We start from the raw sequence: 13,870 nt of genomic DNA, 5'->3' as shown, positions 1-13,870 counted from the left end.
ACCCTTCGGCTCACGGACCCGCGCCCTTCGGCTCACGGACCGCACCCCTCGGCTCAGCGGACCGGGTGCGGGAGCCGTACGCGGACCAGGGTGGTGTCCACGCCGCTGTCGACCAGGCGGCCGTTCGCGTCGAAGGCCTCCGGGCCGTCCGTCATGCCGAAGTCGTTGTCGTTGAGGAGGACGAGGGTCGAGGAGCCTTCGACGGCGATGCCCTCGATCTTGCCGGGGACGCCCTTGACGGTGTTCAGGTCGATCACGAGGCGCTTGCCGAGGACCGGTGCCCCGGCGGCCGCCTCGTCGTCGAGCTGCTCCAGGGTCGGGACGGCGGACGTGTCCCAGGGGGAGCCGAGGATGCCGGAGCCGCGCCGGAGGCGTACCTCGTACAGGCGGGAGGCCTTGTCGGTGCGTTCCTGGACGAGGAGGCGGTCGCCGCCGAGCGCGACCACGGAGGAGATCTTCAGCTCGGACGTCTTCGTCTGGCCGGGCTCGACGACACCGACCGGGTCGAAGCGGTACGCGTACTCCGCCGTGACCCGGTTCTGGCGGGTCGAGAAGCGCAGCAGCCTGGTCGTACGGGAGTTCTCGCCCGAGGCCTTGTCGGGGTGGAGCAGCGGGCTCTGCAGGGCCATGACCAGGTCGCCGTCGGGCAGCAGCGCGAGGCCCTCGAAGCCGCGGTTGGTCCTGCGCGTGAGGAAGACCGACGGCAGGGACTCGACCACGGGATAGTCGGCGCCGGTGAGGTCCAGGCCCTCGGGCACGTGCCGGACGAGGACGCGGCCCTTCGCGGAGACGTGCACGAGCGAGGGCCCGTACTCGTCGACCAGCCAGAAGCTGCCGTCCCGGTCGCGCACGAGGCCCTCGGTGTCGAGGCCGTTCGGGTCGTACGGGAGCGGGGTCGAGGCGTCGTAGGTGTACGGGGCCTCGTCGCGGCCCTCCTGGTTGGGCAGGCCGGTGACGGGGGCGCCGGAGGTGGTGGTGAGCGGGATGGACCTCAGGACCTCGATGCGACCGCCGACGGCGCGGACCTTGACGACGGCCGGGTCGAAGCCGGGCACGGGGAACGTGCGCCGCTTGTCCTTGCCGACGGATATCTGGCCGTTGGGACCGCGGTCGGTGACGGTCCAGTACTCGCCGCGCCGTTCGGCCGGGTACAGGTCGCTGCCGATGCCGCCGAGGTCGACGTCCCGGTCGTCGTCGACGCTGCCGGGCAGCAGGGCGTTGCTGAAGGCGGCCAGCGGGATGTCGGGCAGGGTCGAGGTGGAGACGACCCGGGCGGGCGCGCCGTGCCGCACGGGCTCCGCCTCGGCCGTGCCCATGACCACCGAGAGCGCGAGCGCGGTGGTCAGCGGCAGTACCACGACGGCGGGCCTGCGGAGCTTGTGCGGATTCATCCGGACTCCCTTGAACACACGGGACGAACACACGGGACGTCACCCGTGGAAGTGGCCTCATGGTCCTTTTCCGGCCACAACGGCGAGCGTCGTGCCCGCGACGCCGGGGCGAGCCCTGGGTGAACGCGGGGCTCCGGGCCAGGAGGAGAATCAGGTCATGGTGATCACCGCGCGCGCCCTCAACCGCTCCACCCTGGCACGGCAGTTGCTCCTCGACCGCGCTCCGATCGGCGTCGAGGAGGCCGTACGGCGGGTGGTGGCGCTCCAGGCGCAGCAACCGGGCTCGCCGTACGTCGCGTTGTGGAACCGGGTCGCGGGCTTCGACCCGGCGCGGCTCGACCGGGCCGTGGGCGGCTACGAGCTGGTCAGGTCGACCCTGATGCGGCTCACGCTGCACCTGGTGCACGTCGAGGACTGGCGGGCCTTCCGGGAGGGCATGGAGCCGACGCTGCGCGGTTCGCGGCTGGGCGATCCGCGGTTCAGGGCGGCGGGGTTCACGGCCGCCGACGCCGACGAACTGCTGCCGGACCTGCTGGCGTACGCCGGGGAGGCGCGGACCGGTGCCCAGCTGCGGTCCCGTCTCGAGCAGGCGCGGGGCGGGCCGGTGGAGGCCGTGGTCTGGCGGATGCTGCGCCAGTACGCGCCGCTGTGGCACGCGCCGACGGGGCCGCCGTGGTCGTTCGGGACGGCGCAGTCCTTCGTGACGGCGAGCACGCCGCCGGTGCTCGCCGACCCGGAGGCGGCGGCCGCGGGGCTCGCCACCCTGCTCCTGCGCTATCTGGAGGGCTTCGGCCCTGCGTCCGTACTCGACATGGCGCAGTTCACGATGGCCCCTCGGGGCAAGGTCCGCGAGGCGGTGCGGGCGCTTGACGGGCGGCTCGACCAGCTGGCGGGGCCCGACGGGACGGTGCTGTACGACGTGCCCGGCGCGCCCCGGCCCGCCGAGGACGTCCACGCGCCGCCCCGCCTCATGGCCATGTGGGACAGCGTCCTGCTGGCGTACGCGGACCGGGGCCGCGTCATCCCGCCCGCGTACCGCAAGCACGTGATCCGCGTGAACGGTGACACGCTGCCGACGCTCCTCGTCGACGGGTACGTCGCCGGGGTCTGGCGGCCGGTCGGCGGCGGCATCGAGGCCTCGGCCTTCCACCCGCTGCCCGCCGCCGTCTGGGAGGGCCTCGCGGCCGAGGCCGGGGCCCTCGGCGCCTTCCTCGCCGCCCGGGACCCGGGGGTCTACCGCCGCTACGACCACTGGTGGGCCAAGGGCCTGCCGGCCGTGGAGACCCGGGTGCTGCCGACCGCCTGACGACCACCGCTCAGTCGGAGGCCCCGGCCGGCGCGATCAGCTCCCTCAGCGCGACGTTCAGCCGGAGCACGTTCACACGCGGCTCGCCGACGAAGCCGAGGATACGGGCGTCCGTGTGGGTGGCGATCAGCTTGTCCACCTCCGCGACGGGCAGGTGGTTCCTCGCCGCGACCCGGTGGGCCTGGAGTTTCGCGTACTCCGGGGAGACGTGCGGGTCCAGGCCGGAGCCGGACGAGGTGATCGCGTCGGCGGGCACGTCCGAGGCGGTGACCGTGTGGCCGGGCACCGAGTTGTCCTTGACGACCGTCGCCTTGGCGTCCCTCACCCACTGGATCAGGTCGGCGTTGTCACCCGAGCGGTTGGTGGCGCCGGAGAGGATCAGCTCGTACCGGGTGTTGACGGTGTTGGCGCCGAGGCCGTGGGACGGGCGTGGCTGGAACCAGCGCTTGTCCTCGTAGGTCTGGCCGATGAGTTCGGAGCCGACGACCCGCCCGCTTCCGTCCTTGATCCCGGAGCCGTTCTCCCGGCCCGGGAAGGCCACTTGGGCGATGCCGGTCACGGCGAGCGGGTAGAGCACGCCGCACACGGCCGTCAGGACGAGGAGGGCACGCAGTCCCGCCCACAGCACTCGGCCCGTGTTCGCCGCTGAGTTGTTGGTCATGGTCAGCACGCTTTCTGAATCAGTGCGGCCCGGGGATCGTGGAGAGGAGCAGGTCGATGAGCTTGATGCCGACGAACGGGGCGATCAGGCCGCCGAGTCCGTAGATCGCGAGGTTCCGGCGGAGCATCGAGTCGGCGCTGGACGGCCGGTAGCGCACGCCCTTCAGGGCGAGCGGCACGAGGGCGACGATGATCAGCGCGTTGAAGACGACCGCGGAGAGGATCGCGGTCTCGGGCGAGGTCAGGCCCATGATGGTGAGCTTGTCCAGCGACGGGTGGGCGGCGGCGAACATCGCGGGGATGATCGCGAAGTACTTCGCGACGTCGTCGGCGATCGAGAAGGTCGTCAACGCGCCTCGGGTGATGAGGAGTTGCTTGCCGATTCCGACGATCTCGATGAGCTTGGTCGGGTCGGATTCGAGGTCGACCATGTTGCCGGCCTCCTTCGCGGCCGACGTCCCCGTGTTCATCGCCACGCCGACGTCCGCCTGGGCGAGCGCCGGGGCGTCGTTCGTGCCGTCGCCGGTCATGGCGACGAGCTTCCCGCCCGCCTGTTCCCGCTTGATGAGGGCCATCTCGTCCTCGGGGGGGGTGGCCTCGGCGAGGAAGTCGTCGACGCCGGCCTCCTCGGCGATGGCCTTCGCGGTCAGCGGGTTGTCGCCGGTGATCATGACCGTACGGATGCCCATGCGCCGCAGCTCGTCGAACCGCTGCCGCATGCCGTCCTTGACGACGTCCTTGAGGTGGACGACCCCGAGGACGCGCGCGCCCCTGTCGTCCTCCAGGGCCACGAGGGGCGGTGTGCCGCCCTCCAGGTCCTCTCGGGCCTGAAGGAGCTGACGGTGATGAACTCGACCAACTTCCGAGTTCCACGGCTTCGCCAAGGACCGGTACACGACGCTCAAGGAGGCGTACGACCGGATCCTCGCCACCAAGGTGACCGCCCGCTGGGCGAACTCCGCCCCGGCGGCGGCGGATCCGGAGCACGACTGGGACCGCTCGTACCAGAAGGTGCGCCGTCACATGCTGGAGGCGTTCGCGGAGACGTACAGCTACTCGCTCCAGCAGACGCTGCACGCGATGGCCGACCGGGTCCTGGACAACGTGTCCACGGTCAACGAGGTCCGGCTCAACCTGCCGAACAAGCACCACTTCCTGGTGGACCTGGAGCCCTTCGGCCTGAAGAGCGACAACGAGGTGTACTTCGCGGCCGACCGGATGTACGGCCTCATCGAGGGCACGGTCCACCGGGACGGCGTCCGGCCGGTCATCGCGACCAGCGACTGGATCACCGCCTGAGCCGTCTCCGGCTCACAGCGGCCCGGCCGTCCGGACTCCCAGCCAGACGGCTCCGAGTCCGGCGGCCAGGCTGCCGGCGACGTTGAGCACGGCGTACCCCCTCGCCCCGTCCTCGTACAGCTTCAGGGTCTCGTACGAGAAGGTGGAGTACGTGGTCAGCGCCCCGCACAGACCCGTGCCGAGCAGCAGGTACGCCCGGCCGGACGCGGCCCCGGTGAGCAGCCCGAGGACGAACGAGCCGACGACGTTCACCGTGAACGTGCCCCAGGGGAAGCCGGGGCCGAACCGGGCCCGTGCCGCACGGTCCGTGAGGTAGCGCAGGGGCGCGCCGACGGCGGCTCCCACGACGACGAGCAGCCAGTTCACGCGCGCCCCACCCGCCCCCGGCCGGTCCGCGCGCGTACGGCCCTGGCGGCGGTGACCCCGGCCAGGACGGCGGCGAGCGCGGTGACCACGGTCCCGCCCAGGTAGAGCAGACCCCGTGTCGGGTCACCCGCGCTCAACAGCCGCTCCGTCTCGAGGCCGTACGTCGAGAAGGTGGTGAACCCGCCGCAGAAACCGGTGCCGAGGAACGGGCGGAGAAGCGGGTGCGGGACGGCCGTCGACCACTCGGTCGACCGCTCCGTGAGAAGGACCATCAGCACACCGAGCAGTGCGCACCCGGCCACGTTCACCGTGAACGTCGTCCACGGGAAGGCGCCTGCCGGGGTCGGCAGGAGCAGCCCCGCGCCGTAGCGGGCGGTCGCGCCGAGGGCGCCGCCGGCGGCCACCACCCCGACGACCGGCAGTTCGACGCGCCATCGCATCCCCACAGATTACGAGGCGCGGACAAGGCGAGGCGCACGGACGCGGCTCCCGGCCTGGGGCATTAACCGGGGTCCGGCCCGTGCGGCCTCGCTCTGCGATGGTCCGGCCACTCGCTGCTACGGGTCAAAGCGGGGCCGGTGAGTCTGTCAGATCCCCCGGGGGGCGTTCCGGAGGGACGCGACCGGGGCCCGCACGAGAAGTGTGGAGAGGCCTGGAGACCCCTCCGACCTGCGACGACACGGCGGTAGGTGGTCCGGCCACCATCGGGCGGCCGATTCGGGTGCCGGGTACACCTCGTCCCGGGGGGCGGGGACGGGCGACGGTGGTGGGGCAGCGGGAGGGAGCTGCGCAACCTTCGGGCAGGAGTGTCGTGAGTACATCCGTCGCAATCAAGCGCAGGGCCGTCGCCGGGGCCGTTCCGCCGGCCGCTCCCCTGGGCGTCGTCAGTTCCGTCGGCGCGGCCGGCTCGCGCGATGACGTCTACGCCGAGCTGTGTGCCGCGCTGTTCTCCGGCTTCCCGCGCCGCGACCAGCGCCTGAAGGCCGAGCAGTACCTGCACGGCCTGCTGACCGCGCAGGGCCGCAAGTCCATCCGTAACATCGCCGCCCAGATAGGCGGGCCCGCGGCCGAGCAGAGCCTGCACCACTTCGTGTCCAGCTCGACCTGGGACTGGCAGCCCATGCGGGCCGCGCTCGCCCGGTTCCTGGAGCGGAACAGCTGCCCGCAGGCCTGGGTGGTGCGTCCCATGCCGATCCCGAAGGCCGGGGAGCACTCGGTGGGCGTGGACCGGCGCTTCGACCCGGAGCGCGGCCAGGTCTTCCACGGCCAGCAGGCGTTCGGGGTGTGGTTCGCGAGCGACGAGCTGAGCGTCCCCGTGAACTGGCGTCTGTTCCTGCCGGACCCCTGGGTCAACGACCGGACCCGGCGCGACCGCGCGGAGGTTCCCCAGGAGGCCGGCGAGGAGACCCTGGAGGAGTGCGCGGTCTCCGCGGCGCTCGACACCGCGCGCTGGCCCGACGTCACCCGCAAGCCGGTGCTGCTCGACATCCGGGGCGGCGCGGGGCGGGCGGCCCTCACCCGGCTCGCCGGGGCGGGAGTGCCGGTCGTGGGCCGGATCGGTCCGGGCTCCCGGCTCGCGATCGCCGACCGGTCGCTGCCCGGTTTCGGCGCGGGCCCGCTCTCGGCGGTGCAGATCCTGGAGTCGCTCAAGGGGCTGCGGAGGCCGGTGAGCTGGGTGGACACCGTGGCCGGCGCGCAGACCTCGCGTACGTCGCTCGCGACGGCCGTCCGGGTGGCGCTGCCCACGCCGGGCGGGGAACGGATGCGTCCCCTGGTGCTGCTCGGCGAGTGGGACGACCCGCGGCGGGCCCCGGCGCGGATGTGGGTCAGCGATATGACCGGGTCTCCGGTCGGCTCCCTGGTGCGGCTGACGAAGCTGGCCCGGCGGGTGGAGCGGGACTTCGCTGCGGTCGGGGAGGGGGCGGGGCTGCGGGACTTCGTGGGCCGCTCGTTCCGCGGCTGGCACCGGCACATCACGCTGGCCTCGGCGGCCCACGCGGCGACGGTCATGGCGGCCACCGACTGGTCGGCGGCCTACGCCTCCGGCTACGGGTCGGGACGCACGGCGAGCTGACGGACCGAACGGCCCCGGACGCGAGGGGAGCCGACGGGCCGGACGGGCCGTGTACGTGCGCGAGGAGCCGGCGGTCGAACCGCCCCGTACGCGAGGGGAGCCGACGGGCCGGACGGCCGTACGCGCGGGGGAGCCGACGGGTCCCCGCCCGTGGCGGGGCCGTCAGTTGCCCCGGTCCGGCGGGCCCGGCTGGCGGGCCGGGTCCGCCGTCGCGCGGCCGCGGGCCAGGACCTCCCGGGTGCGCTGGAGGCGCAGGGCCAGCTGGACCTCCAGGACCTGGCCCGGCTTCTGCCATTCGGGGCCGAGGAGTTCACCGATCCGTTCGAGCCGGCGGGAGACCGTGTTGGGGTGGACGTGCAGCGCCTCGGCCGCGTTGGTCGGGCTGCCGCCGGAGGCGAAGTACGCCTCCAGGGTGTGGGTGAGGTCGGTGAACCGCTCGGCGTCGTAGTCGAGTACGGGTCCGATCGCCGCCTCGACGAAGCCGTCGACGTCGTTGTCGTCGGAGAGCAGCAGCCCGAGAAACCCCAGGTCCTGCACGGAGGCCGCAGAGCCGATGCCTCCGAGGGCGCTCATCGCGTCGAGGCAGCGCCCGGCCTCCTGGTGCATCCGGACGACGCCGTCGGGGCTCATGGCGGGCCCGGCGGCGGCGACCGAGACGGGGTGGCCGAGCAGCGGGGACAGTTCCGCGGCGACGGCCTTGGCGGCGGCGGAGGCGTCGATGCCGGGGAGCAGCAGCACGATGCAGCCGCCCTGCACGGTCTTCAGGCCGGAGAGGCGGTACGCGTACGAGGACGCCCAGACGACCGCCCTGCCCTGTTCGCCGCCCTCGGGCCGCGCGAGCACCAGGACGTGCGGTTTGCGCAGGTCGACGCCGAGGCGGCGGGCCCGTTGGGCGATCTGCTGCGGGGCGTGCGGCGGGTCGGCGATGAGGTCGTCGAGGAGTTCGTCGCGGACGGGTCCTTCGGCGACGGCCGTGGAGCGGCGCATGAGGAGGAGGAAGGCGACGGACTGGGCGGCGAGTTCGAGGAGCCGTTCGTCCTCGCCGGTGAGTCCGCCGGCGGCGTGGACGACGAGGCCGCCGAGGTCCTCGGAGCCGGCGATGACGGGGGCGACCCAGGTGTCGTCGGCGGCGAGGACCGGGCGGCGGCGGGCGTGCGCGTCGAGCGAGGCCTTGGCGACGGCCTCCTCGTCGAGGCCGGGGAGGTCGCCCGCGGTGGCGAGGGAGCGGCCGCCCTGGTCGCGGATCATGACGGTCGCGTCGAGGGCGTCGGCGGCGGCCTTGGCGACGTTGTGCAGGTCGCCGCCCGCGAGGACGAGGTTCATGATGCGGCCGTGGGCCTCGCTGACGTGCCGCATGCGGGTGAGGCTGGTACGGATCCGGGAGCTGTCGCGTTCCAGTTCGGAGACCTCGGCGCGGGTGCGGTCGAGGAGCCCGGCCTTGTCGACGGCGAGGGCGGCGAGGTCGGCGAGCGCGGCGAGCAGCCCGATCTCCTCGGAGGTGTGGTGGCGGACGCGGCGGTCGGCGCCGTGGAGGGCGCCGATCACGGTGTCGCCGCTGCGCAGCGGCGCGGCCATGATCGCGTGCAGGTCCTCGGCGCGCAGGGCCGCTTCGGCGGCTTCGTCGAAGGCGGGCGCGTGGACGCCGGCGTCGAGGGAGCCGGAGGGGGCGAAGCGCTCGTCGGCGAGGTAGTCGGCGGTCCAGACGGGTTCGCCGTGGAGCTGGACGGCGCCGCCGAGCCCGTACCCCTCGGCGATCCGCAGTCCCGGAACGAGCCCGGGTCCTTCGGCGCGGCCGGCGCGGGAGCCCTCCGTCGTGTGGACGTAGCAGGCGCCGTGCGGGCCGCGGAGGGTCACGTACGCCAGGTCGAGGCCGAGCAGCCGGCGGGCGCGGCGGGTGATGACGCGCAGCAGGCTGTCGAGGTCGTAGGAGGAGGTCAGGTCGCGGGCGGTGTCGGTGAGGGCCGCGAGTCCGGCCTCGCGGCGCGCCTCGTGCTCGCGTCCGGCGCGGGCCTCGCCGGCGAGCGCGACGGCCCGTTCGAGGCGGTGGAGTTCCTCGCCGGCGAGTCCGGAGAGGCGGGCCTCGTCGAGGAGGGCGTCGAAGCGGGCGGGCGGGGCCTGTCGGGCGAGCAGTTCGAGGACCGTGAGCAGCGCGTCGGCACCACCGGCTCCGTCGGCGCCGTGCAAGGTCATGGTCCCGTCCCCCGTGGTCGAACGAAATCGGGCACCTGGGAGGAAACCCGTACTGCTCGCCGAAACTAATTCGGCTTCGGGAGTCGGTCAACGGTGAGTTGCCGCACTTCATTCCCCGTCACGGTCCCGGTGTGACGTCACGGTTCCCCCCGGTCGTCCGTATCGCGGGACCGCCGTCCCGCGGGGCGGTCAGCCGACGGAGCCGGCGGGGACGAGCCGGGGACGAGCCGGGCCGAACCGGTCGGGACCGAACTCGGCGGGGCCGAACCGGGTGGAACCGAACTGGGCGGAACCGAACTGGGCGGAACCGAACTGGGCGGGGACGCGGGGGCCGTACACGGGACGGGCCTCGGTGTGCCGTACGGCGAGGACCGAGCGCTGGAGCCGGCGGAGCCGCGCCGAGGGCTCCATGCCGGTCTCCTCCTTGAGCGCCGCCCGCAGCCGCTCGTAGACGGTGAGGGCCTCGTCGTGCTGGCCGCAGCGGAGCAGGGCGACCATGTAGTGGGCGTGGAGGGGCTCGTTGGTGCGGTAGCGGGCGACGAGTCCGGAGAGTTCGGAGACGAGTTCGGCGTGCCGGCCGAGGCCCAACTGCGCTTCCACCCACTGGTCGAGGACGCTCAGCCGGGAGGTTTCGAGACGCTCGATCTCCCTGCGGAGGCGGGGTCCCGCGGCGACGCCCGCGTAGGGTTCGCCGCGCCACAGGGCCAGTGCCTCGCCGAGGCGGAGCGCGGCGCGCGGGAGGTCGCCGGCCTCCATGGCGCGGTAGCCGGCGCCGGCCGCGCGCTCGAACTGCCAGACGTCGTGGGCGCCGCCGCCGGTGTCGAGCCGGTAGCCGCCTGGCTGGGAGACGAGGACCGCGTCGGCGGTGCGCCGCTCGGACCAGCCGGCCCCGGGTTCCGCCCGGTCGGCGCCGCGCAGCGCGCCCGCGATGAGCGCCCGCAGGTCGGCTATGTGGGACTGGAGTTCGCCGCGGGCGCCGCGGGGGGCGCCGGACGGCCACAGCTCCTCGGTCAGCACGGTCACGGGGACGACCTGGTCGGCGCTGGCCGTGAGCAGGGCGAGGAGCTGCCGGGGCGCGGCGGCCGTCGGGGTGATGGACACCCCGTGCTCACGTACCGACAGTCCCCCAGGATCCGGACGTCCACCTTGCCCCCTCAGTGTCTGTGCGGTGTCTACGCGCGGGTTGACTCTCGTTGATTAGAAAAGACCCCCGTAGGCATGTCAATAAGAAACCGGAGGGTACGGAATCACCGGCCGGGATATCGGGGTGATTCACCCCCTTTGTAGTGGTATTGGGGTGCAAGGTTTTTGCCATGGGCGGGGGTGAGCGCACCTCCGAAGGCTGTTTCCGGACTCGGAGGTACGCTTTCGCAGGGTCCTTGTGGATCCCGGAGTGGCCGACACGCACGAGTTCACGCCAGATCCAGACCGCTCGGTACGGTTCCGGAGCGGCCCTGGGGCGGGTCCGGCCGTGATCCGCCGGACCCGGCGGGAATGGTCGGAGAGGTCCTAGACCACGGCGGCGGCCGTCAGCAGGGCGAACGCGACGGTGATCAGAGCCGTACGGACGCGGTGGAAGCCGTTCCAGCGCTTCTCGAAGGCCGCCCGGACCGTCGCCGGGTCGTCGCCCGGCGCCTCCGAGGCGGCCAGCGCGTTGTTGAGCGGGATGTTGCCGCCGATGGTGACCGCGTGGTTGAGGACCGCGCACACGAGCCCCGCGAGGACCAGCCACTTCTGCGTGTCCGTGCGCCCGTCGACGGGGACGAGGAACGCGGCGGCGGGGAAGGCGACCACGCCGAGGAAGACGGTCAGGAACACGGCCTTCGGCACGTACTCGTTGATCCGGCGCATCGCCGTGACGAACTCGGCGTCCGTCAGCCGGGCGAGCGCGGGCATGATCCCGGTCTGGAAGACGAGCATGAAACCGGCGTAGAGGCCGGTGCATCCGACGGCGAGGGCGAGCAGCAGGGAGGCCATGGGGCCATTCTGGCCCGCTGCCCGCCGTGCGCGTCAGCTGTACGGGTCGCCCGACCTCAACTCACCCTCCCGCGAAGGGCCTTCACCGGACGCTCCGCCGTCGGGACCGAGCAGTCCCTCGGCCTGCCGTACGGCCTCCGCCAGCTCCCGGACCACCGCCGAACCCGACCGGCCGGCGATCGAGTCGGCGTGCTCCGCGAGCGCCGCGAGGCCGGGGGCCCCGGGCAGGCTCCCGCCCCGCAGGGCGTCCGCGAAGTAGGCGGTGACCGCCGTCAGCTTCAGGCTGTCGTGGCCCTCGCCCCAGATGTCCCCGGCGAGCGACAGGGAGCCCGTCCCGACCGCGCGGGAGCGCTCGTGCGGCGCCCGGGTGGCGGGGTCGAGCCAGCGGACGGTGGCGGTGGCGAGCGGACCGGCGGCTCCGGGACGGGTCTTGACCGCGTACAGCGCGGTGACGGTGTGACCGGCCCCCACCTCGCCGCCGTCGGCCCGGTCGTTCCGGAAGTCCTCGTCGGCGACCTCCCGGTTCTCGTAGCCGATCAGCCGGAACTTCTCGACGGTCCGCCGGTCGAAGGAGACCTGCGCCTTGGCGTCGCGGGCGCGCAGCTCGACATGGGAGGGCAGCTGGTCGACGAAGACCTTGCGGGCCTGCGCGGAGGTGGAGACGTACGTGGTCTGGCCGTCGCCCCGGTCGGCGAGCTGCTCCATGAACGTGTCGCCGAACTCGCTGCCCACGCCGACGCCGAAGAGGGTGATCCCGTACTCCCTCCGCTCCTGGTCGATGCGTTCGAGGATCGTCCCGGCCTCGGTGGCACCGGTGTTGGCGAGCGCGTCGGAGAGCAGCACGACCCGGTTGGTGGCGCCCTTCCTGTGGCCTTCGACGGCGACGTCGTATCCGGTGCGGACACCCGCCTCGACGTTGGTGGAGGCGCTCGTCGCGAGGGCGTCCACGACCTCGCGGATCCGGCCCCTGGCCTCCCCCACCCGGGTCATCGGCAGCCGCGTCTCGGCCTCGTCGCTGAAGGTGACGAGTGCGATCGAGTCGTCGTCGCGGAGCTGGTCGGCGAGCAGTCCGAGGGACTCCTTGACCAGGTCGAGCCGCCCGGGTTCGGCCATCGATCCGGAGACGTCGACGACGAAGGTGAGGGCGGCGGGCGGACGTTCGGCGCCCCGGTCCGCGCCCCGGGTGGCGAGCCCGACCCGGACGAGGGACCAGCCGTCCTGCCCGGTGCGGGCCCCGTCGAGGGTCACGCTGAAGCCGTTGTCCGCCGGGCGCGGGTAGTCGGGGCGGAAGCTGTTGACGAACTCCTCGGGGCGCACGGTCGCCGGGTCGGGCAGCCGGCCCTCGGCGAGGGTCCGCCGGGCGTAGCCGTAGGAGGCGGTGTCCACGTCCAGGGCGAAGGTGGACAGGTAGTCGGGGGCGGGCGCCCGGGAGTGCCCCTCGCCCTCCGTCCCCTCCTCGTACGCCCCGTCGGGACGGGCGCCGTCGGGTGCCGCCGTGGCGGTCCTGCCGCCCTTCGCACCCGACCGGTCGGCGGAGCTCTCACCGCCGTCCGCCGCGCAGCCGCCGACGGCGAGTCCGACCGCGAGCAGCCCCGCGAGCGTGGCCGAGAACCGGGCCCGGTGGCGTCCGGGCGTCCGGACGTCGTGTCGATCCATCTCATCTCCCCCTCTTCGTATGGCACTTGTGAATGTGACGAACGAGAGGCCCGCTGGGAGCCGTCGAGCGGGTTGCGGATGGATCTCGATGCGGCAACGGCGACCGGGACGGGAACGCGTGGCATGGATTCGCCAGACTTCTCAACAGGGGTTGTCACCGTGTGCAGTCGCATGCGTACATGGAGTGGACATCGATCGGGCGGGGGTGGTCAGCGGTGGCAGAGAGCGCGGGCTCCGTGGTGCTCGCCCGTTCGGCGATGAACCGGGCCACGACCGAGGGACAGCGGCCCGCGGGGCGGCCGGTCCGGGGCGCGCGGCGCATCAGCGCGGCGCTCGCGGGACTGGCCGCCTCCACCCGGTACGAACTGCTGACCTTCGACGACCCGGTCGCCTCGGCGGGCTGCGCGATCCCCGAGCCGTTCCTCCAGCTGGCGGGAGCGTGCATGCGCGCGGCGGCCGAGCGGGCCGCCGAGGTCAGACGGATCGTGCCGCGGCACGCCCTGGCCCGGCTCGAAGGCGGTCCGGCGCTCCCCGGCCGGGCCCGCCTCGCGGAGGCCATCCCGTTCAAGATGATCGTCGTCGACCGGACGGTGGCCGCGGTCCCGCTCGATCTGGAGCTGCTCTACAACGGGCTGCTGCTGATCCGCGACCCGGTGGTGGTGCAGGCCCTCGCACGGGTCCATCACGCCTGCTGGGCGGCGGCCGAGGACCTGACGTACGCGCCGTCGCCCCCGGCGCCGCCGTGCGATCTGCCGCCGCAGCTGCGTCCGGTGCTCGACGCCCTCCTGTCGGGGGTCACGGACGAGACGGCGGCGGCCCGGCTCGGCATGTCCGCGCGGACGTACAGCCGCCGGGTCGGCGAGCTGATGACGGCCCTCGGCACGACGAGCCGCTTCCGCGCGGGCGCGGAAGCGGCTCGGAGGGGGTGGCTGTGAGGAGACCGTAGGAGCT

General features: G+C 73.3%; 11 protein-coding genes and 2 pseudogenes. 4 read left to right on the top strand and 9 right to left on the bottom strand.

Annotated features, from left to right (window positions below; genetic code table 11):
* Positions 1 to 53: 53 nt before the first annotated feature.
* Entirely contained in the window at positions 54 to 1,391 is a 1,338-nt protein-coding gene (locus ACFWUY_RS01130; protein ID WP_384100595.1) for an esterase-like activity of phytase family protein, read from the bottom strand.
* Positions 1,392 to 1,548: 157 nt separating this feature from the next.
* On the opposite strand from ACFWUY_RS01130, the gene ACFWUY_RS01125 reads away from it, so the two are divergent.
* Positions 1,549 to 2,697 carry a winged helix DNA-binding domain-containing protein gene (locus tag ACFWUY_RS01125; protein ID WP_384100593.1) on the top strand — a complete coding sequence of 383 codons (1,149 nt, stop codon included), beginning with the start codon at positions 1,549 to 1,551 and terminating at the stop codon, positions 2,695 to 2,697.
* Positions 2,698 to 2,707: 10 nt separating this feature from the next.
* On the opposite strand, the gene kdpC is transcribed toward ACFWUY_RS01125, so the two are convergent.
* Entirely contained in the window at positions 2,708 to 3,358 is a 651-nt protein-coding gene (gene kdpC / locus ACFWUY_RS01120) for a potassium-transporting ATPase subunit KdpC (protein ID WP_384100591.1), read from the bottom strand.
* Positions 3,359 to 3,377: 19 nt separating this feature from the next.
* Positions 3,378 to 4,172, bottom strand: a pseudogene (locus ACFWUY_RS01115) (HAD-IC family P-type ATPase); the annotation flags it as partial.
* Here ACFWUY_RS01115 and pucL point away from each other — a divergent pair.
* Positions 4,170 to 4,656, top strand: a pseudogene (gene pucL / locus ACFWUY_RS01110) (factor-independent urate hydroxylase); the annotation flags it as partial. The pseudogenes ACFWUY_RS01115 and pucL overlap by 3 nt on opposite strands.
* Before the next feature lie 12 nt (positions 4,657 to 4,668).
* On the opposite strand, the gene crcB (ACFWUY_RS01105) reads toward pucL, so the two are convergent.
* Together crcB (ACFWUY_RS01105) and crcB (ACFWUY_RS01100) are read right to left on the bottom strand one after the other, a co-directional pair.
* Complete coding sequence (crcB, locus tag ACFWUY_RS01105; RefSeq protein WP_384100588.1) at positions 4,669 to 5,022, bottom strand: fluoride efflux transporter CrcB; 354 nt, start codon at positions 5,020 to 5,022, stop codon at positions 4,669 to 4,671.
* Positions 5,019 to 5,462, bottom strand: coding sequence for a fluoride efflux transporter CrcB (crcB, locus tag ACFWUY_RS01100; RefSeq protein ID WP_384100584.1), 444 nt, complete (start codon positions 5,460 to 5,462; stop codon positions 5,019 to 5,021). The genes crcB (ACFWUY_RS01105) and crcB (ACFWUY_RS01100) overlap by 4 nt, the downstream gene beginning before the upstream one ends.
* Positions 5,463 to 5,833: 371 nt before the next feature.
* Here crcB (ACFWUY_RS01100) and ACFWUY_RS01095 point away from each other — a divergent pair, with 371 nt between their 5' ends.
* A complete protein-coding gene (locus ACFWUY_RS01095; protein WP_384100582.1) occupies positions 5,834 to 7,096 on the top strand; it encodes an IS701 family transposase in 1,263 nt (420 codons plus the stop codon).
* A 162-nt stretch (positions 7,097 to 7,258) separates the two neighbouring features.
* Here the strand turns inward: ACFWUY_RS01095 and ACFWUY_RS01090 are convergent, their stop codons facing one another.
* From ACFWUY_RS01090 to ACFWUY_RS01075, 4 genes are all read right to left on the bottom strand, one after another.
* The gene (locus ACFWUY_RS01090; RefSeq protein ID WP_384100580.1) at positions 7,259 to 9,286 is read right to left on the bottom strand and encodes a helix-turn-helix domain-containing protein; all 2,028 of its coding nucleotides are present in this window, start codon (positions 9,284 to 9,286) and stop codon (positions 7,259 to 7,261) included.
* 189 nt (positions 9,287 to 9,475) lie between these two features.
* The gene (locus tag ACFWUY_RS01085) at positions 9,476 to 10,387 is read right to left on the bottom strand and encodes a BTAD domain-containing putative transcriptional regulator (RefSeq protein WP_384100578.1); all 912 of its coding nucleotides are present in this window, start codon (positions 10,385 to 10,387) and stop codon (positions 9,476 to 9,478) included.
* Between the two features lie 408 nt (positions 10,388 to 10,795).
* Positions 10,796 to 11,263, bottom strand: a complete 468-nt coding sequence (locus tag ACFWUY_RS01080) for a DUF1772 domain-containing protein (protein ID WP_384100576.1) — start codon at positions 11,261 to 11,263, stop codon at positions 10,796 to 10,798.
* A gap of 33 nt (positions 11,264 to 11,296) precedes the next feature.
* Positions 11,297 to 12,919, bottom strand: coding sequence for a von Willebrand factor type A domain-containing protein (locus ACFWUY_RS01075; RefSeq protein WP_384100574.1), 1,623 nt, complete (start codon positions 12,917 to 12,919; stop codon positions 11,297 to 11,299).
* Between the two features lie 215 nt (positions 12,920 to 13,134).
* On the opposite strand from ACFWUY_RS01075, the gene ACFWUY_RS01070 reads away from it, so the two are divergent.
* Positions 13,135 to 13,854 carry a DNA-binding response regulator gene (locus tag ACFWUY_RS01070; RefSeq protein ID WP_384100572.1) on the top strand — a complete coding sequence of 240 codons (720 nt, stop codon included), beginning with the start codon at positions 13,135 to 13,137 and terminating at the stop codon, positions 13,852 to 13,854.
* Positions 13,855 to 13,870: the final 16 nt, after the last annotated feature.

Origin of the sequence: Streptomyces sp. NPDC058664, assembly GCF_042716635.1 — a bacterium.
Taxonomy (GTDB): domain Bacteria; phylum Actinomycetota; class Actinomycetes; order Streptomycetales; family Streptomycetaceae; genus Streptomyces.
The sequence above is the reverse complement of the archived record's forward strand: the minus strand, read 5'-3'. Positions and strand labels throughout refer to the sequence as shown.

Coding starts and splice junctions, on each gene's coding strand:
- kdpC (WP_384100591.1), bottom strand. CDS start 3,358: ATGACCAACAACTCAGCGGCGAACACGGGCCGAGTGCTGTGGGCGGGA.
- ACFWUY_RS01125 (WP_384100593.1), top strand. CDS start 1,549: ATGGTGATCACCGCGCGCGCCCTCAACCGCTCCACCCTGGCACGGCAG.
- ACFWUY_RS01090 (WP_384100580.1), bottom strand. CDS start 9,286: ATGACCTTGCACGGCGCCGACGGAGCCGGTGGTGCCGACGCGCTGCTC.
- ACFWUY_RS01130 (WP_384100595.1), bottom strand. CDS start 1,391: ATGAATCCGCACAAGCTCCGCAGGCCCGCCGTCGTGGTACTGCCGCTG.
- crcB (WP_384100584.1), bottom strand. CDS start 5,462: ATGCGATGGCGCGTCGAACTGCCGGTCGTCGGGGTGGTGGCCGCCGGC.
- ACFWUY_RS01075 (WP_384100574.1), bottom strand. CDS start 12,919: ATGGATCGACACGACGTCCGGACGCCCGGACGCCACCGGGCCCGGTTC.
- ACFWUY_RS01080 (WP_384100576.1), bottom strand. CDS start 11,263: ATGGCCTCCCTGCTGCTCGCCCTCGCCGTCGGATGCACCGGCCTCTAC.